General features: G+C 41.2%; 16 protein-coding genes. 15 read left to right on the top strand and 1 reads right to left on the bottom strand.

Annotated elements, in window-relative coordinates; all coding sequences use genetic code 11:
• From zwf to MHN02_RS20600, 15 genes are all read left to right on the top strand, one after another.
• A partial coding sequence (gene zwf / locus MHN02_RS20530) for a glucose-6-phosphate dehydrogenase (protein ID WP_239247854.1) occupies positions 1-964 on the top strand: 964 nt, incomplete at its 5' end.
• 1 nt (position 965) lies between these two features.
• Positions 966-1,658, top strand: coding sequence for a 6-phosphogluconolactonase (gene pgl / locus MHN02_RS20535; protein ID WP_015067465.1), 693 nt, complete (start codon positions 966-968; stop codon positions 1,656-1,658).
• 9 nt (positions 1,659-1,667) lie between these two features.
• Positions 1,668-3,494: a phosphogluconate dehydratase gene (gene edd / locus MHN02_RS20540; protein ID WP_015067464.1), complete on the top strand. Its 1,827-nt coding sequence runs from the start codon at positions 1,668-1,670 to the stop codon at positions 3,492-3,494.
• The gene (locus MHN02_RS20545; RefSeq protein WP_015067463.1) at positions 3,494-4,447 is read left to right on the top strand and encodes a glucokinase; all 954 of its coding nucleotides are present in this window, start codon (positions 3,494-3,496) and stop codon (positions 4,445-4,447) included. The genes edd and MHN02_RS20545 overlap by 1 nt, the downstream gene beginning before the upstream one ends.
• Positions 4,448-4,450: 3 nt before the next feature.
• Positions 4,451-5,095 (top strand): bifunctional 4-hydroxy-2-oxoglutarate aldolase/2-dehydro-3-deoxy-phosphogluconate aldolase, encoded by a 645-nt coding sequence (locus MHN02_RS20550; RefSeq protein ID WP_015067462.1) that lies wholly within the window; start codon positions 4,451-4,453, stop codon positions 5,093-5,095.
• 270 nt (positions 5,096-5,365) lie between these two features.
• A protein-coding gene (locus MHN02_RS20555) for an IS3 family transposase (protein WP_085929704.1) occupies positions 5,366-6,516 on the top strand; the annotation gives its coding sequence in 2 pieces (ribosomal slippage) (positions 5,366-5,642 and positions 5,642-6,516; 1,152 coding nt in all).
• A gap of 398 nt (positions 6,517-6,914) precedes the next feature.
• A complete protein-coding gene (locus tag MHN02_RS20560; RefSeq protein WP_008305458.1) occupies positions 6,915-7,937 on the top strand; it encodes an AraC family transcriptional regulator in 1,023 nt (340 codons plus the stop codon).
• A 261-nt stretch (positions 7,938-8,198) separates the two neighbouring features.
• Positions 8,199-8,987: an enoyl-CoA hydratase/isomerase family protein gene (locus MHN02_RS20565; RefSeq protein ID WP_008305457.1), complete on the top strand. Its 789-nt coding sequence runs from the start codon at positions 8,199-8,201 to the stop codon at positions 8,985-8,987.
• Positions 8,988-9,027: 40 nt separating this feature from the next.
• Complete coding sequence (locus MHN02_RS20570) at positions 9,028-10,266, top strand: beta-ketoacyl synthase N-terminal-like domain-containing protein (protein ID WP_008305456.1); 1,239 nt, start codon at positions 9,028-9,030, stop codon at positions 10,264-10,266.
• 57 nt (positions 10,267-10,323) lie between these two features.
• Positions 10,324-11,469, top strand: coding sequence for an acyl-CoA dehydrogenase family protein (locus MHN02_RS20575; protein WP_008305455.1), 1,146 nt, complete (start codon positions 10,324-10,326; stop codon positions 11,467-11,469).
• Between the two features lie 59 nt (positions 11,470-11,528).
• The gene (locus MHN02_RS20580) at positions 11,529-12,305 is read left to right on the top strand and encodes an SDR family NAD(P)-dependent oxidoreductase (RefSeq protein ID WP_008305454.1); all 777 of its coding nucleotides are present in this window, start codon (positions 11,529-11,531) and stop codon (positions 12,303-12,305) included.
• Positions 12,306-12,629: 324 nt separating this feature from the next.
• Positions 12,630-13,736 carry a CaiB/BaiF CoA-transferase family protein gene (locus MHN02_RS20585; protein WP_008305453.1) on the top strand — a complete coding sequence of 369 codons (1,107 nt, stop codon included), beginning with the start codon at positions 12,630-12,632 and terminating at the stop codon, positions 13,734-13,736.
• Between the two features lie 260 nt (positions 13,737-13,996).
• Entirely contained in the window at positions 13,997-15,580 is a 1,584-nt protein-coding gene (locus MHN02_RS20590) for an AMP-binding protein (protein WP_008305452.1), read from the top strand.
• Positions 15,581-15,599: 19 nt separating this feature from the next.
• Positions 15,600-17,036 carry a coniferyl aldehyde dehydrogenase gene (locus MHN02_RS20595; RefSeq protein WP_008305450.1) on the top strand — a complete coding sequence of 479 codons (1,437 nt, stop codon included), beginning with the start codon at positions 15,600-15,602 and terminating at the stop codon, positions 17,034-17,036.
• A 31-nt stretch (positions 17,037-17,067) separates the two neighbouring features.
• Positions 17,068-18,672, top strand: a complete 1,605-nt coding sequence (locus tag MHN02_RS20600; protein ID WP_008305448.1) for a choline dehydrogenase — start codon at positions 17,068-17,070, stop codon at positions 18,670-18,672.
• A gap of 106 nt (positions 18,673-18,778) precedes the next feature.
• On the opposite strand, the gene MHN02_RS20605 is transcribed toward MHN02_RS20600, so the two are convergent.
• On the bottom strand, positions 18,779-19,226 hold a 448-nt coding region (locus MHN02_RS20605; protein ID WP_239247857.1), incomplete at its 5' end, for an alpha/beta hydrolase.

Raw genomic sequence — 19,226 nt, forward strand, 5'->3', positions numbered from 1 at the left:
TCTAGGTAAAGAAACGGTACTTAACTTAGTATCGCTTCGTTTTGCTAACTCTATTTTTGCAACAAACTGGGATCACAACTGTATTGACCACGTACAAATCTCAGTTGCAGAGTCAGTGGGTATTGAAGGGCGTTGGGGTTACTTTGACGACGCGGGACAAATGCGTGACATGGTGCAAAACCACTTGCTACAAATTCTAAGTTTGGTTGCGATGGAGCCGCCTACAACCCTTGATGCCGACAGCATCCGTGATGAAAAGCTCAAAGTCCTTAAGGCATTGCGCCCAATTAATTCGTTTAACATTAACGAAAGTACAGTTCGCGGACAATACACATCAGGTTTTGTTAAAGGTGAAGAAGTCCCTGGTTACCTTGAAGAAGAAGGGGCGAATACGCAGAGTAAAACGGAAACCTTTATTGCGATTAAAGCAGAGATCGACAACTGGCGTTGGGCGGGCGTGCCATTTTATCTACGCACCGGCAAACGTATGCCAACCAAGGTGAGTGAAGTTGTTATTTACTTTAAGCGCCAGCCGCACAATTTATTTGGCGATAGCTTTAAAAACCTACCGCCTAATAAACTGGTTATTCGTCTACAGCCAGATGAAGGCGTAGAAATCACAGTAATGAACAAGGTTCCAGGTTTGACAAGTTCAGGCTCAATGGATCTTCAAAAATCAAAGCTCAATTTGAGTTTCTCAGAAGCGTTTGCTGATGAACGTATTCCAGATGCGTACGAGAAGCTATTGCTTGAAGTCATGTTGGGCAACCAAGCACTGTTTGTTCGCCGTGATGAAATAGAGCAGGCGTGGACATGGGTAGACTCAATTCTTGAAGCGTGGAAGCAGTCTAGTGAGCCACCTGAGCCATATCAGGCAGGCACGTGGGGTCCCGTTGACTCAATCGGTTTGCTAGCGCGTGAAAATCGCAGCTGGTATGAAAGCAAAACTGTGAAGAAGAAATAATATGGCGTTAACAACACTTTCTTTCGAAACACCTGACGCGCTAACTGATGCGTTTGCACAAGACTTGGTTAGCATTCTAAAAACAGGTATTAAAACACGTGGTCGTTCGTCCTTGGTCGTAAGTGGCGGGCGCACACCGTTAGCATTGTTCAAGCAACTTAGCGAAACTGAATTAGAATGGGACAAGGTTGATATAACCTTAGCCGATGAGCGCTGGGTTGATGAAAGCGATGAAGCAAGCAATACCAGCTTGGTAAAACAAAACCTTATTCAAAATAAAGCCGCAGCAGCACGTTTTGTTGAATTGAAAAGCGATGCTGATGATGCAAATGACGGTGTAGTGACAGCGCAAAACAATATTGCGGATATGGCTCAACCGTTTGATGCGCTTATTCTTGGTATGGGTGAAGACGGCCACACGGCGTCACTTTTCCCTTGCTCAGAACAGGTTCTTGAAGGCTTAGATATGAACAGCGGCAAAACGTGCATCGCTGTTCAACCTACAACAGCACCTCATCAACGTATTTCACTAACGCTGCCTGCGTTACTCAATAGTCGTCATATCTTTTTGCACTTAACCGGTGAGAAGAAAAAGCAAGTATTGCTGGACGCTATTGAAAATGCTACCGAAGCGCAAAAGCCCATCACTGCCGTTGTTAACAGAGCTCCGGTCACTTTGATGTGGGCGCCATAGGAGACAAGTATGAACCCGAAAATTGCTGAAGTCACTCAACGAATTATTGAGCGTAGTAAAGAAACCCGTAAAGCCTATCTCGACAAAATTGAACATGCCCGTCGTCAAGGCCCACATCGCGGTGTATTGTCGTGTGGAAACCTCGCGCATGGTTTTGCTGCATGTGGGACGAGCGATAAAGCCGATCTCCGTTCAATGACAAAAGCCAATGTGGCGATTATTTCGTCATATAACGATATGCTTTCAGCTCACCAGCCGTATGAAACGTATCCTGCTATTATCAAAGACGCGATAAAGGAAGTGGGTAGCGTAGCCCAATTTGCCGGTGGTGTTCCTGCAATGTGTGACGGTGTTACCCAAGGTCAGTCTGGTATGGACTTGAGCTTGATGAGCCGCGACAACATTGCACAAGGTGCTGCTATCGCTTTATCGCACAATATGTTTGATAGTGCGCTTATGCTTGGCATTTGTGACAAGATTGTGCCCGGATTACTTATGGGTGCACTAACCTTTGGTCATTTGCCAACCGTATTCGTGCCAGCAGGTCCAATGCCATCAGGTTTGCCAAATAAAGAGAAGGCCCGTGTTCGCCAGCAATTTGCTGAAGGGAAGGTGGGTCGAGATGCGCTGCTAGAAGCAGAATCTCAGTCTTATCATTCTGCCGGTACGTGTACTTTCTATGGCACGGCAAATTCTAACCAGTTAGTGGTTGAAATGATGGGCTTGCATTTACCTGGCTCGTCATTTGTTAACCCAGGTACGCCACTGCGTGACGCGCTGACAAAAGCAGCTGCAGTGCAAGCAACCCGCTTGACTGATTTGGGTGATAACTACACGCCAATTGGTCATATTGTTGATGCTAAAGCCATTGTGAATGGTCTTGTTGGTCTACTAGCAACAGGTGGTTCAACCAACCATACCATGCACCTTATCGCTGTGGCGCGTGCTGCGGGTTATATCGTTAATTGGGACGATTTTTCAGATATTTCAAATGCAGTACCTCTGCTTACTCGTATCTATCCAAATGGCTCTGCTGACATTAACCACTTTGTTGCTGCAGGTGGCATGTCGTTGTTAATAAAGCAATTGCTTGATGCTGGTCTTCTACACAATGATGTGAAGACGATTTGCGGTGAAGGCTTAGACTTCTACACCAAAGAGCCAATGTTAAAAGATGGCGAGTTAGAATGGCGTGATGGTCCTACTGAATCGTTGGATAAAGAAGTACTTGCAAGTGTTGAGCAGCCGTTTAAACCCGATGGCGGTTTAAGTGTACTAGACGGCAACCTTGGTCGAGGTGTAATTAAAACATCAGCACTGCGTACACCCCACTGTGTGCTAAAAGCACCGGCAGTAGTGTTTGAAGATCAGTTTGAGTTAGATGAAGCATTTAAATCAGGCGCGCTAGATAAAGATTGTATCGTCGTTGTGCGTTTCCAAGGACCTTCAGCTATCGGTATGCCTGAGCTACACCGTCTTACACCACCACTAGGTGTGCTACAAGATCGCGGCTTTAAAGTGGCGCTTGTAACTGACGGGCGTATGTCAGGTGCATCGGGTAAAGTACCTGCTGCTATTCACGTCACTCCAGAAGCCTATAAAGGCGGTTTACTGGCTAAAGTGCAAGACGGCGATGTTATAGAGCTAAACACAGAAACGGGCGCATTAACCTTACATGTGGATGATGAAACACTAGCGGCACGCGAAGCGAAGCCTGCTAATCTTGCACATCATCACACTGGCATGGGGCGTGAAATGTTTGCTGGGATCCGCGCTATCTTAACGGGCGCAGAAGAAGGTGCTTGTTCATTGTTTTACACTCAGGAGCAAGCGTAATGAGTCATAAGTTTGTTGCTGATGTTGGCGGTACTAATATCCGTTTAGCGCGTGTAACAGAGACAGGCGTTGCCGATATTATCAAATATATGTGCAATGACTTCGCCAGTATTGACCTTGCCATTGCTCAATATTTTGCTGATTTACCGCAATATGCGTTCACAGAAGGCTGTATAGCCATTGCTTGCCCAGTGTTAGGCGACCAAGTGGAAATGACTAACCACAGTTGGGCGTTTTCACAAAATGCGTTGCGTTCACAATTAAAGCTGGACGCCTTGTATGTGATTAATGACTTCACTGCAGTTGCGCATTCATTACCGGTTTTAAGTGATGAACAAGTTGTTCAAATAGGCGAGGGAACCGCTAAAGCTAATGGAAACATTGCGGTATTTGGCCCTGGTACTGGCCTTGGTGTTGAACATATCACCATGACATCTTCTGGTTGGCAAACCCTTGATGGCGAAGGCGGTCACGTTGACTTTGCCCCTGTAGATGAAACCGATGTGATTGTGTGGCGCCATCTTCAGGCTACTTTTGGACGCGCATCAGCTGAAGAAGTGATGTCAGGGCGTGGTATACACAATATTTATACTGCGCTGGCAAACAACGCCGGTGAGCCGGTTACATTTGCTGATCCTGCTCAGATTACTGAAGCGGCTATCGCGGGAACCTGCAAAATTGCCGAAGCTACACTGACGCAGTTTTGTCGCATAATGGGTAGCTTTGCCGGAAACTTGGCCCTGAATATGGCCACGACCGGCGGCATTTTTATTGGCGGTGGTATCGCTAATCGTTTTCCTGAGTTTATAAAAAATAGTGACTTCAGAGCCCGTTTCGAAGCTAAAGGCCAAATGAAGCACTACGTAAAAGACATTCCCACCTATTTGATAGCAGAACCTGACCATGGCCTTCTTGGCGCAGCTGCTTATCTAAATCAAAATACAGCGAGCTAAATTATGACAACGAAATGGAAATACTCACCAGAGGAAATTTTTGCGGCCGGTCCAGTGGTCCCAGTATTGGTGATCAATGATGTGGAAAAGGCTGTGCCTCTGGCTAAAGCGCTCATGGAAGGTGGAATTAAAGTATTAGAAGTGACTCTGCGCACCCCTGCAGCTATTGACGTTATTAAACGTATTGCTGAAGAAGTTCCCGATTCGCTTATTGGCGCAGGTACGGTAACGAACGCACAACAACTTAAGGCGGTTGTGGAAGCGGGCGCAAAATTTGCCATCAGCCCTGGTATGACCGCAGATTTGCTTAAAGCCGGTATGGACGCAGAAATTCCACTTATTCCTGGTATCTCGTCTACCTCCGACCTAATGAAAGGGAAAGATGCAGGTTACACCCATATGAAATTCTTCCCAGCGGAAGCTTCAGGTGGTGTTAAAGCAATTAAGTCAATTAGTGGCCCATTCCCTGATGTAACATTCTGCCCAACGGGTGGCATTGGCCCTAACAATTACAATGACTATCTTGCACTGAATAACGTGAAGTGTGTGGGTGGTTCTTGGTTAGCACCAGATGATGCCATTGAAGCGGGTGATTGGGCACGTATTACGCAATTGGCTAAAGAAGCGGTTGCTGGTGCAAATCAATAAGCACGCTTTAGTCATTAGCTTAAAGAGAAAAAACCTGCTTTATGCAGGTTTTTTTATGTTCATAATTAGTATGTGTTGTTTAACAAAAAAACACATACTGTGCGGCTCAAATGTACGTAAAGCGGTCGTTGAGGCATTGAGGTTCTAATGGCAGCTATGAGCGAATAGCAGACGTTAGAGGAGCCTCCGTTGTAGACTAGCTATCTGATCGTATACCGGTCGTTCAGATAACCACGAACCACTGCCAATTTCTGTCAATTGAGGTGTTAAATGACAAAACGAACAAACAGAAGTTACACGGCTGAATTTAAACAAGAAGCTGTCAAATTGGTAACCGAGCAAGGCTACAGCGTACCAAAAGCAGCAGCGTCTTTAGGTATCACAGATAAGTTACTTTATCACTGGAAAGCTAAATTCGAGGCTGAGCAATCTGGAGCCAGTTTAAATGCGGATGAACGAGCAGAGCTGCTAAAACTACGTAAGGAAAATAAAGAGCTAAGGATGGAAAAAGAGATTTTAAAAAAGGCCAGCGCCCTCCTGCTAAAGGAAACCAAGTAACGTTTAAAACGATTAAGCAGTTATCTTCGGCATTTCCCGTAGTTAAGCTCTGTAAAGTGATGAAAGTAAGCCGTAGTGCTTATTACGCTTGGCTCAAACGGCCAGTCAAAATCATCACAGCAGAGCAACTGAACTTATATCGAATGGCAAAGCACTTCTTCGAGAAAAGCAGAAATAGCTTAGGTTATCGGGAGCTTAGAAAGAAGTTACGCAGAGAGGGCTTTAACGTCAGTGATTATGGCGTTCAGAAGTTAATGGCAACACTTGGCTTAGTTGTGACTCAACGAGTGGCATACAAGGTGACAACCAAACGCAAACACAGTGATGCTGTTGCTGATAACCTGTTGAACCAGAACTTTAACCCTGTTGCACCAAATCAGGTCTGGGCTGGTGATGTGACTTACTTAAGAACAGGTGAAGGCTGGATGTACTTAGCCATTGTTATGGACTTATATTCACGCCGCATCGTTGGTTGGCATATCGACAAACGAATGACGACTGACTTAGTAAGCAAAGCTATGATGAAGGCTTATAACTTGCGCCAACCGCCTAAAGGCTTAGTGTTTCACTCGGATAGAGGCTCACAATACACCAGTAAGCATTATCGTAAATTGCTAGCCAATTTCGGTATAAGAGCGAGCATGGGTGATGTTGGTGCTTGTTGGGATAATGCGGTAGTTGAAAGGTTCTTCGGCAGCTTAAAACATGATTGGCTATTGAAAATACCACAACCAACTCGTGAACATATGAGAAATGATGTAACTGCGTATATGCGCTATTACAACTTAGAGCGACTTCATACCGCTAATGGTGATCTGTCGCCAATAGAATATGAGCAAAGTTCCTTAAGAAAAGTGTCCTGATTTAGTTGCGCAGAACACGTTTGGTGCTACATTTAATGTGTACAATGACGGCTCATACCCAATGCTTAGTATTGGCTATAGATATTAGCTATTACATTAACCCAACCTTCTTTAAGCTAGAGCTCCTTTTCTTCACTTCTTCAACATAAAGCCAATTACATTTAGAAATTGGCTCAACCTATTGTTATTACAGCAGTTCTATTAAAATTGCGTGTTGGCCTATATAAATATCAAATTTAGTCACTATTTAGTTACTTGATAAATGTAATTTTTATTATACTTTTAAATTAGTTAAACGCATTTTGATGATAATTATTTAAAGGTTCTATCATTGTTTTATTCGTGTATCATTATGATAGAAAAATGATAATAATAAAATTAGTGAGTTAATACTTTCTATGACAACATCAACTAATAATGAACCTAAAACTATATTCAGTTGGGCGAGTGCCATTGCGTTAGCATTAGAGTCTGAAGGGATAGACAGCCAAGCTTTGTTTAAAAAAGCTGGCGTTGATTTAGTTACGTCATCAGAGCCAAGTTACCGTATTGAAACCGTTAAAATTACGGAAATTTTTAGGCTGGCAGTAGAAGCAACGGGCATAACAGGTTTTGGGTTGTTAGCTGGTAAAAACTTTCATCCTGGCAGCTTTCACGCGTTTGGTTATTCGTTATATGCGAGTAACAATTTAAATGACTTTTGCCAACGCATAGTACGCTATTTCCGCTTACTTAGTGATAACGGCATTCATACGTTAACTGAAACAAAAGATGATTATGTGTTGGATATTGAAATTATCAATACAGTAACTTGTGATGAAACTATTGAAGGCTGGTTAATGGCTATTGTTCAAATGTGTCGACATATTTTCCGCCCTAACTTTAACCCTTTAAAAGTTCAACTCGTAAGGGAAAAACCAGAAATTGGGGCAGAGTTATTTGAGCAGTCATTTAAATGCCCTGTTGAGTTTTCTTCCAAATTAAACGCGATACATTTTGCTAAAGAAGATATGTTTGTTCAACTGCCTGCAGCAAGTTCTGAATTGGCGCGAGTGAACGATGAAATTGTTATTCAGCATTTAGCACGTTTAGATCGCTCTGATATTGTACGCCAAGTTGAAACTAAAATTATTGAGCTATTGCCTACTGGGGAATGTAATAAAGAGCGTATTGCTTCATTATTAAATATGAGCCCGAGGAATATGCATGGCAAACTAGAACAACGCGATACTAGTTACCAAGAAATTTTAGACGACTTACGCTCACAATTAGCAATTCAATATATTGAGCAAGACTCAATGAGTATTAGTCAAATTACCTATCAACTAGGCTTTACTGATACTAGTAACTTTTCTCGTGCATTTCGTCGTTGGACGGGGCACTCACCAAGTGAATATCGAAAAGCTAAAGCTGAAAATTAAACAAATATAGTATGGGCTTTCGTTTGGAGCCCATACTTAAACTTCCAATTTTCTAAACTTGTTTATTTTAAAATCTCACTCTAATATATTGAATTTTAAACTGTTTATTGTTTTTCTAAATATACCTTCCTAACTATTCCCATACTTTTTTCCTAAACCCATACTTTTGGCTGGTTTTTTTTGCGTTTTTATTTTTTAGAGTAGAACCATCTCAAGACTTAGCGTGTTTATGGCTAACAAAATAAAAATTAGGAATTAGTGATGAGTGAAGCAAACTTACTTTTTGAAAACCGAGATGGTATTGCCTGGTTAACATTAAACCGCCCGAAAGGAATGAATGCAATCAATGGTGAAATCATTGAACTTTATGAAAAGTATATTCCTGAAATAGCTAATAATGATGAAATTAGAGCCGTTGTTATTACTGGCACTGGTGCTGCTTTTTGTGCAGGGGCAGACTTAAAAGAAGTATTGGCATCACAAAAGCTACCTCCTGGAGAGAAAGACTTTTTAGATCGATTATGTGAAAACGTATTTAATCCACTACGTGACTTTCCAAAGCCAGTAATTGCAGCGTTAAATGGTATTACTATGGCGGGCGGTCTAGAAACAGCTATGTGTGCAGATATAGTGGTGGCTGCTGAAAGTGCAGTCATTGGTGATGCTCACGCGAACTTTGGCGTATACCCTGGCGCTGGAGGGGCAGCCTTATTACCTCGAATTATCCCTCACAATGTAGCTAAGTATTTATTGTTTACTGGTGAAACTTTATCTGCACAAGAAATGAAAACATATGGCTTTGTTAACGTAGTTACAAATGATGATGAGCTACAAGATAAAACACAAAAACTTGCACTCAAAATTGCCTCAAAAAGCCCAATTGCACTTCGTCGTATGAAAGAAGTGGCTAATCAAGCTTTAGATAAATCGAGAGATGCAGCATTAGAGCATGAGCAAGTATTGTTAAGAAAGCATATGCGTTCATACGACTTTACCGAAGGCTTAACTGCGTTTTCTGAAAAACGTAAACCGCAATTTATCGGCAAATAGCAAGAGTTGCTTAATTAAGCTAATAATAGGAACCAAGAACATGAGTAATATTTATATCGCAGGTGTTGGCATGACTAAGTTTGGTCGACACATCGAACGTACATTAGAAAGTTTGACTGGCGAAGCAATTGAAAAAGCACTTGCTGATGCTGGTTGTGATAAAGACGAAATTGGAACGGCATTTTTCACTGGCTGTACTCAAGGCCATTTACATGGTCAGGGTATGGTACCCGGACAAGTTTACTTAAGTAAAAATGGTATTGAAGGTATCCCTATCTTTAATGTTGAGAATGCTTGTGCTTCAGGTAGTTCAGGTTTTTATCTAGCCAACCAAATGCTTAAATCAGGTGCATGTGATATTGCACTAGTTGTTGGCGCAGAGAAGATGAATGTAGCCGACAAAGCTAAGATGTTCTCTGTATTTGATGGTGCATGGGATGTGAGCAATCCAGAGCAAAACCTTAAAACTTTATTAAAGCCTGCTGAAGGTTTTGAAGTGCCACCAGGTACAACCTCAGAGCGCCCTTATAGTGTGTTTATGGATGTATATGCAGCTTTTTGTCGTAACCATATGAAAACATTTGGTACAACTCAAAGACAAATAGCGGCAGTGAGCGCTAAGAACCACCAGCACTCAGTTCATAATGAATTGTCGCAATTTAGAGACCCTTATACGATTGATGAAGTAATGGCAGCTCCACCAATTACTTACCCTTTAACTTTACCTATGTGTGCACCTATTTCAGACGGTGCGGCAGCGGTTGTGGTTTGTAATGAAGAAGGGCTGAAAAAATTAAATGCCGAAAAGCGCGCTGTTCGAGTACTTGCTGCTGTTATTCGCAGCGCTACTAGCCGACCAGCTGATCAGTGGGATCAGCACTGTGAGCATTTAGCGGCAAAAGAAGCCTATGAAATAGCGGGTGTTGGTCCACAAGATATGGACGTGGCTGAAGTTCATGATGCAACAGCAATGGGTGAAATTTTACATGCTGAAAACCTTGGTTTAGTTGGTTTTGGTGAAGCTGGACCAGCTGCAGAAAATGGTGACTTTACAATTGGAGGCCGCATTCCAATTAACCCATCAGGTGGCTTAGAGTCTAAAGGTCATCCGCTAGGTGCGACAGGGCTTGGTCAAATTCATGAGCTTGTTGTTCAACTTCGTGGTGAAGCCGGTGCTCGTCAGGTTGTTGGTGCTAAACATGCGGTACATGAAAACAGCGGTGGGTTAGTAGGTATTGAAGAAGGCGCTGTGTCAATTAACATTTTAGCAAAAGCTTAATTTTATTAAGTGGCTAGTATCGACCTTGTAAAAGATTAATGTAATGAGGAATAAATAATGAACTTCCAAATGACTGAAGAACAAGAAATGGCCGTTGAGTCGGTTCGTAAATTCGTACAAAACGAGATTGAACCAGAAATTAGAGCTCACGGTGAAAGCCACTTTAGCAAAGAACAATTGGTAAAGTGGAGCAGTAAATTATCTGAATTTGGCTATATCAGTGCTCCACACCCAGAAGAAAGTGGTGGCTATGGAATGGACTGGAAAACGCATCTTTTAATTTGGGAAGAAGTTGCGGTAGGTTCATTAGATCTCGCGCTTACTGGGTTAATTAACGTAGCAGGTATTGATTTGTTAATTAATAATGCTCCTCAACATATCATTGATGAGTATGTACCAGGTTTAATTTCGGGTGAGAAGTTTATTTCTATTGGTATTTCTGAACCAGATGTGGGTTCAGATGTAGCTGCTGTTAAAACTCGTGCGGTAAAAGATGGCGATGAGTGGGTTATTAATGGCGAAAAAACTTGGATTTCAAATGGCGAACATATGGATATATTCGTTTGTACCTGTAAAACAGGCGAAGGTGAATTAACGCATATTGCTATTCCTGCCGACACACCAGGTTTAGAAGTTAAGGGAATTGAAAAAATGGCGTTAAACAGCCAGTCAACTTCTCAAATTTTCCTTGCTGATGTTCGTGTGCCTGTAGCGAATACGGTTGGCAAAGAAGGTGATGGATTAAAAAATACATTGGTAACGTTTGAACGTGCTCGTTGTCATATGGCGGCTTGGGGTTATTCAATTGCTCGTCGTGCGCTGGAAGAATCTGTTAAATATAGTCAAGAGCGTACACAGCATGGCAAACAGATTGCGGGTCACCAGCTAATTGCACTTAAAATTGCTAAAATGGCAACTGAAATTGATGCGGCTCGACTATTAACTTTACGTGCTGCTGACATGATTGATAATGGTATTCGTTGTGACAAAGAGTGCTCAATGGCGAAATGGTACGGTACTGAAATAGCGGTTACTGCTTGTCGTGATGCTGTGCAAATACACGGTGGTAATGGTGTTACTAAAGAATTTATTGTTGAACGTTTAGCTCGTGAAGCGATTGTTGGACCAATTCCTGATGGGACTACAGAAATTCAGCAGTTGTTAATTGCTCGCTTGTTAACAGGTATTCAAGCATTTAAATAATTCTATCGTTGGTTACTGCAAGTTAACCAGCATGTGTATAAAAATTTGAGAGAAAGTTCATGAATTTGCAAGATAAAGTTGTTGTTATAACAGGTGGCGCTTCTGGCTTAGGTAAAGCGACAGCAGAATATTTAGTAGCAGAAAAGGGCGCTAAAGTTGCCTTGTTTGACCTAAATGAAGACGCAGGCAATGCGACCGTGGCTGAGCTTGGGGAAGATAAGGCTATCTTTTGCCAAACTGATGTAACAAGTGAAGAAAGTATAGATGCTGCGATTGCTGCTGTAATGGATAAGTTCGGTGCAATTCACGGTGACGTTAATGCGGCTGGTATTCCACTACCGTGTAAAATTTTAGATAAAGAAGGTATTGCTTCAAGCCTAAAAAAATACGCTACGGTAATTAACGTTAATTTATGTGGTGTATTTAATGTGATGGCTAAATGTGCTGAACAAATGGCAAAGAATGAGCCAGACGAAAAAGGTGAACGAGGAGTGATTATAAACATTTCATCGGGGGCAGCTTTTGAAGGGCAAATTGGTCAAAGTGCATATTCAGGTTCAAAAGCCGGAGTTAATGGTATGAATATTCCAGCTGCACGAGAATTAGCCCGTTACGGTATTCGTGTAAATTCAATTGCACCAGGTTTATTTGGTACGCCTATGGTTAAGTCGCTAGGTGAAAAAGTGGTTAATTCACTTGTAGAAATGTGTGAAGCGCCTAAACGTATGGGTGAAATGGAAGAGTTTGCACATACTTGTTCTTTCTTATTTGAAAATGGCTATATGAATGGTCGTATTGTCCGATTAGATGGCGCTACAGTGATGCAAGCTAAGTAAGTTCTTAATAAGTTATTAAAGCACCTTTAAGGTGCTTTTATACCAATTGCATTAAATATTTAGTCAGTTCAGAGCTGTGTCAGGGGAGTTAGAACAAAGCAAATTGATGCAGGTGTAGCATTCTCCACTAAAGCAATTTGTAAAGTTATTACTCTCCTGACAAGCTCCCGAAGGGCGAGTTTAAAAGGCTTATATGCTTGCGTTATTGATTTTGATAAGGGAATAACCATTACCTGCAACCAATGCCTTGCCTCTAAGCCTTTTAACTCTCGCTGAATGATCAAATATTTAATTTAATTGGTATTATAACGTGGAGAAAATGAAATGGGACCACTAAACGGTATAAAAGTTGTTGAGTTGGCTGGCTTAGGGCCATGTCCGGCAGCTGGTATGATACTAGCTGACTTTGGGGCTGAGGTTATTTTAATTGAACGTAAAACGGCTAACCCTAACGCTGGTATTGATTTAGATAGCAATAAAGATGCTTCATTTTTTAAGCGTGGTAAAAAGTCGATTGCACTAGACTTAAAAAATCCTGATGATGTTGAAACAGTATTGAAGCTTGTTGAGCAATCAGACGTGTTAATTGAAGGGTTTCGCCCAGGCATTACTGAAAAGTTGGGGCTTGGACCGGAGGTTTGTCATCAGCGCAACCCAAAACTCGTATATGGTCGTATGACTGGTTGGGGGCAAACAGGACCTTTAGCAAAAAATGCTGGCCATGACATCAACTATGTATCAATTACTGGAGCCTTGCATTATGGCGGTTTACCTGACGATGCACCATATCCAACACCAACCTTAGTGGGCGATATTGGTGGTGGCACCTTACCATTGGTCATTGGTATAACTTCAGCGCTTTTATATGCACAAAACACTGGCCAAGGGCAGGTGATTGATGCAGCTATTTGTGACGGCACCATTTATAGCATGGGGTTGTTAACCAGTATTAGGGCGCAGGGGTTGCTACGTGAAGAAAAAGGGCAAGACTTTTTCGGCGCAGGATCTCATTGGTGCAATACTTATCAATGTGCTGACGGGAAATATGTTTCAGTTCAAGCGTTAGAGCCTAATTTTTATAAAGAATTAGTTACATTGTGTGGCTTTGCTGATGATGATGACTTTGCTCAGCAGAACAATAAAAAGTTGTGGCCTCAAGCAAGAGCAAAAATGGCGGCATTTTTTGCAAGTAAAACTCAAGCACAATGCAACGATATTTTAGAAGGAACTGATGCTTGTTATGCACCTGTTTTATCTATTCCAGAAGCAGCTGAGCATGAGCATATTAAGGCGCGTGGCTGTTATACAGGTGAAGGTCAATATTTACAGCCAACACCTGCGCCTAAGTTTAGTGTTAGCCAGCCTTGTATTGGTGAAATTCCTAACGTTGGGCAACATACAGCAGAAATTTTAAATTCGCTGAACAAGTAAATACGAATACTTAACCTCGCACTGGTAAGTGCATTTCTCCTCTGTAGGCTAATTGACTTGGAATGTCCTCGCTTTTAGCCTCTTTTTATTCCTTTTAAAATTCTACATCTTCTTGTATTTGTTCTTTTGTATTAAAAGATGCCTACTTTAGAGTAAATACTTAACTGCATGTTTGCCAATTTTGACCTGATAATTGAGCTCAAAGACAGTTTACTTATAGTCATGAAATTAGAACATTATAATTATTAAGAGAGTTAGAGATGAAAGTTAATTTTAGCAGCCAATTCCAAAGTATTGTTGATAAATGGGGAGACTTGGAAGCAATAGTTAACGTAGAACGTGACCGCCGTTTTACTTATCGAGAATTTCATTTAGTAACTAATAAAATAGTGAACATGCTTTCGACGACGTTTGGCATGGAAAGAAATGATCGCTTTGTTAATATTTTAGATAACGACAACATGGCGTTATTTCATTTCCCTACTATTTTTAAATCACATTTTACTGGGGCTTTTACTAACTCACGCGATGCTATTGCTGAGCATGAATGGCAAATAGAATATTCTAAACCTAAAGTTGTATTTATAGAGAATATGCACTTAGCAACGCACTTAGAAATGCTAATTGGGCATGGCATTAAAGTGGTTTGTATGGATCCAATTCCTTCTGAGTTTGAAGGTAATGACAACCTGTTTTATTTATGGGATCTGTTAGCGCAGGTATCTGATGAAAATCCAAATATGGAGATTGATGATAGAGAGCATCAATCTATCATTCGTTTTACAGGTGGTACGACAGGTAAAGGTAAGCCAGCGGTGTATTGTGCTGATAATTGGCTAGGTTTACGCGATACTTTGTATGCGTTAGATGAAGCTTGCTTTGATACCAATACTAGAATGCAACATATTGCGCCAATTAGTCATGGTAGTGGTATGTTCTTAGTGCCTACATTCTTTAGTGGTGGTTGTAACATTACTTTAAATGAACCTGATTTGGTGAAATATTGTCAAACCATTGAGACAGAAAAATCAACTCACGCTTTTCTTGTACCAACTATACTTTATCGTATGCTTGAGATCCCAGAAGTGCAAGATGTTGACTTTTCAACCATGCAAAATATGTATTATGGCGCTGCGCCGATGAGCCCTGCAAAACTAAAACTGTTACAGAAAAAATTCGGTAATATTTTTATTCAGGCTTATGGCTCAACTGAGCATTTTGCTATCGCGCTTTCATTAAGTAAATCTGATCATTTATGTGAAAATGGTGACGATAAGCACTTGTCTTCAGCAGGTCGTGTAACTGCTGGTGTTGAAGTTGAAATTATGGACGATGATGGCGAGCCCGTAAAAAGAGGAGAAATAGGTGAGTTTTGGCTACGCTCTCGTGGTGTTTGTTTAGGCTACTTAGACAACCCTGAAAAAACAGCAGAAGAGTTTTATGACGGCTATTGGAAATCAGGTGATATGGGCTATAAAGATGAAAATGGCTATATTTACTTAGTAGATCGTAAAAAAGATATGATCATTTCTGGTGGCTTCAATATTTATGCCACTGAAGTTGAAGCGGCAATTAATGCTCATAACGCAATTTTTATGTCAGCAGTTGTTGGCATTCCTCATGAAGAATGGGGTGAGGCTGTTCATGCCGAGGTTATGCTAAGAGAAGGTGAACAGGTGTCAGAGCAAGAGCTAATTGCTTTTGTTAAAGAGTCATTAGGTAGTTATAAGTCACCAAAATCAATAGTAATTGTTGACCAATTACCACTTACTGTCGTTGGTAAGGTGTTAAGGAAAGATGTACGTAAAAAGTATTGGGAAAACTCAGACAGAGCCGTTGGCTAAGGTTTAGGGGAGAGATATTATGTCAGCCCAAGAGCAAGTGGTAGTTGAAGATCAAGCTTGTGAATTTGCATTGCAGCTGAAAAAACAGCAGCAAGCTTATTTAGCAAATCCTATGCCTTCAGCAGATGAGCGTATTGCACGATTAAAGCGTTTAAGGAAGTCTTTATTAGCCCACCAAGATGAGTTGATTGAGTCACTAAATAAAGACTTTGGTCGCCGAAGCCCTGAAGAAACTTTGTTGTTAGATGTTTTACCTAACATTAATAACATTGATTACTGCGTTAAGCGCCTTAAAAAGTGGATGAAAACTGAAACTCGCCATACGGACTTATTAGTGCGACCTGCAAAGGTTGAATTAATGTATCAACCAGTTGGTGTAGTTGGCATTATTGGTGCGTGGAATGGCCCTATAATTGTTACTTTTGGTCCCTTGGTTACCGCGCTTGCTGCCGGCAACTCTGCCATGATAAAAATGTCTGAGTTCAACCCTGAAACTAACAAAGTCGCTAAGAAAATTATTGCCGAAGCGTTTGATGATTCACTAGTGTCAATTTTTGATGGAGAAGCAGAGGCATCTGCTCGCTTTTCTGCATTACCGTTTAACCATTTAATGTTTACTGGCTCAACAGCAGTAGGTCGCCATGTTATGCGCGCAGCTTCTGCAAACTTAGTACCGGTAACTTTAGAGTTAGGTGGTAAGTGTCCAGTGATTGTTTGTCCAGATATGGACATTGACGATGCTGTAAGTCGATTTATCTATGGTAAATGTGCTAATTCAGGTCAAATTTGTTTATCACCAGATTATATATTATGTCCTGAAGGTAAAGAGCAAGCTGTAGTAGATGCATACTGTAAGCGTTTCAAAGAGATGTTTCCTGCGTTTAGCTCTACAACAGATCATTCAAGTGTTCACTCTGAACGTCATTTTCAACGTTTACAAGAAATACTATCTGATGCCAAAGCCAAAGGAGCAACAGTAATATCTGCTAACGGTCAGGAACCAGATCCAAAAACTCGTATGATGCCGACGCATTTAGTGTTGAATGCTACTGAAGATATGATTGTGATGCAGGAAGAAATTTTTGGTCCAATTTTACCAATTAAAGGCTATAAATCAGTAGAAGAAGCTGTTAGTTATATTAATCAAGGTGGTCGTCCGCTTGGTCTTTATATCATGAGCTTTGATAAAACTACACAAGACTACATTTTAAATCATACACATTCGGGTGGTGTGAGTATTAATGAAGTTGTCTCACATGCACTTTGTGACGATGTACCTTTTGGCGGTGTTGGTGATTCTGGTATTGGTCACTATCACGGTCATGAAGGTTTTAAAGCGATGAGCAAGGCGAAAACAGTGCTGAAACGTGGCAAATTTTATCCTGGAAAATTCACTGCGCCGCCGTACGATAAAGGCTTTTTGCGTCCTATTTTAAAATGGTTACTTCGTCAGTAAATCATCAACACTATTACAACAGGAATTAAAGATGTTTGATTATATTGTTATTGGTGGCGGTTCAGCTGGGGGCGTGTTAGCACATCGCTTATCAACCGATCCGAACAATAAAGTATGTTTGTTAGAAGCTGGTGGTGCTGGTAACAATAAGTTGGTTTCAACGCCAGGTGCTTTTGCTGCACTTATTCAAGACTTTAAAATAAATACCATCAACTGGCGTTATAATACATTGGCGGATAAGTCGATGAATAATCGCACACAATACCAACCACGCGGCAAAATGCTAGGTGGCTCTAGTGGTATTAACGGCATGGTGTACATTCGTGGTTGTAAGGAAGATTACGATCATTGGGAAAGCCTGGGCAACAAAGGCTGGGCTTATGATGATGTACTACCTTACTTTAAAAAAGCAGAAAACAATGAACGTGGTGAAAATAAGTACCACGGTGTTGGTGGTCCGCTAGAAGTTAGTAATGGTGATGAAAGTTTTGATGTTTATAATGGCTTTATAAAGTCAGGCCTTGAAAAAGGCTATAAAATGAATGAAGACTTTAATGGCGATTATCAAGAAGGTATTGGCTATTATCAATTTACGGTGAAAGATGGCAAACGCGCTGGCGTTAAAGCTTGTTATATAGATCCTGCAATGGAGCGCAGTAACTTAACCGTTGAAACAGGTGCTCAGGTTCAACGTATATTATTTGAAGGCAAACGAGCGGTCGGTGTTGAATATATGCAAGACGGTAAATTGGTTACCGTAAAAGCTGCAAAAGAAGTATTAGTTTGTGGCGGTACTTTTAATTCTCCGCAAATGTTGATGCTATCAGGCATAGGTCCTAAAGCAGAACTGGAAGAAAAAGGCATCGAAGTTATTCATGACTTACCAGGTGTTGGCAAAAATTTACATGATCATCCTGACGTTATTTTAGTGGTGAAAAGTAAGAAGAAGTCAGGTATAGCACTTAATCTCGTGGGAACAATTAAATCAACCATCGCTCTGTTTAAATATGCGTTAGCAGGTAAAGGGTGGTTAGCTAGTCCACCAACTGCGGCAGGTGGCTTTATTAAAACTTCACCAGAAAAAGAACGTCCAGATGCGCAATTACACGTTGTGCCGTTAGCTTACCGTGATCATTGTCGTGATTATAAAATCATGACCAAATGGGGGTATAGTGTAATTATTAATACATCAAATCCTAAAAGTCGTGGCGAGTTAACATTAAAAGACAGTAACCCGATGACTCCTCCTAACATTAAGTTAAATTTGTTATCACATCCTGATGATATGAAAGACTTAAGAGAAGGGGTGAAGCGTTTGCTTGATATACTTAATAGTGACGGCTTTAACGAGCATCGTGATTGTTTATTAAAGCCTGATGTACCGCTCAATACAGATCAAGAAATTGAAGAATACCTAAGAAGAGAAGCTTCTCACGCCTATCACCCTGTTGGCTCATGCAAAATGGGTAATGATGATATGGCTGTTGTTGATGAGCGATTACGTGTACACGGTTTAGAAGGTATTCGTGTTGTTGATGCGTCTGTTATGCCGACGGTAACCTCAGGTAATACCAACGCACCTACTATTATGATCGGTGAAAAAGCAGCAGATATGATTTTAGAAGATAACGCTTAAAACCGTGAGTTTGCTTGAACCAGCTGATTGAGAAAGCCCTATAGTTACTTTAATGAGCTATAGGGCTTTTATATTGAGTTCGTTTTAATGTCTTCGTCTTCTTGAGTTAAGAAAGATCATTAATAAAATCATCTATTGCTAATAGTACTTGTTTCGTGTGGGTCTTATGGGGCATATGACCACAGCTTTGAATAATATTCAGTTGAGCTTGACCTGTGGATTGTTCAACTATATAGCTTGGAAAAGCGACAGAGCCATATTCATCTTTTTCACCATGTAATGCTAGTACTGGACAAGTAATTTTGCTTGCTACTGTTAGTTGCCAAGTGCGAAACTCAGGGTTTAGCCAAACTTCTGTCCATGCATCTATTACCCATCGCGTTTTATCACCATGCCACTTAACTAGTTTCTCGAAATGCTGAGGTTGTTGAAAGACAGATTTTGCCTGCTCAATAGTAACCGTCCGGTAATTCCCACATTCAAGTATTAACGCCGCTCCTGCATGGTGTCCTTGTAAAAAGGAGAACACGCATGCGATATCAACGACGAGACGT

Origin of the sequence: Alteromonas sp. CNT1-28 (genome assembly GCF_022348345.1) — a bacterium.
GTDB classification, from domain to species: Bacteria; Pseudomonadota; Gammaproteobacteria; order Enterobacterales; family Alteromonadaceae; genus Alteromonas; species Alteromonas macleodii.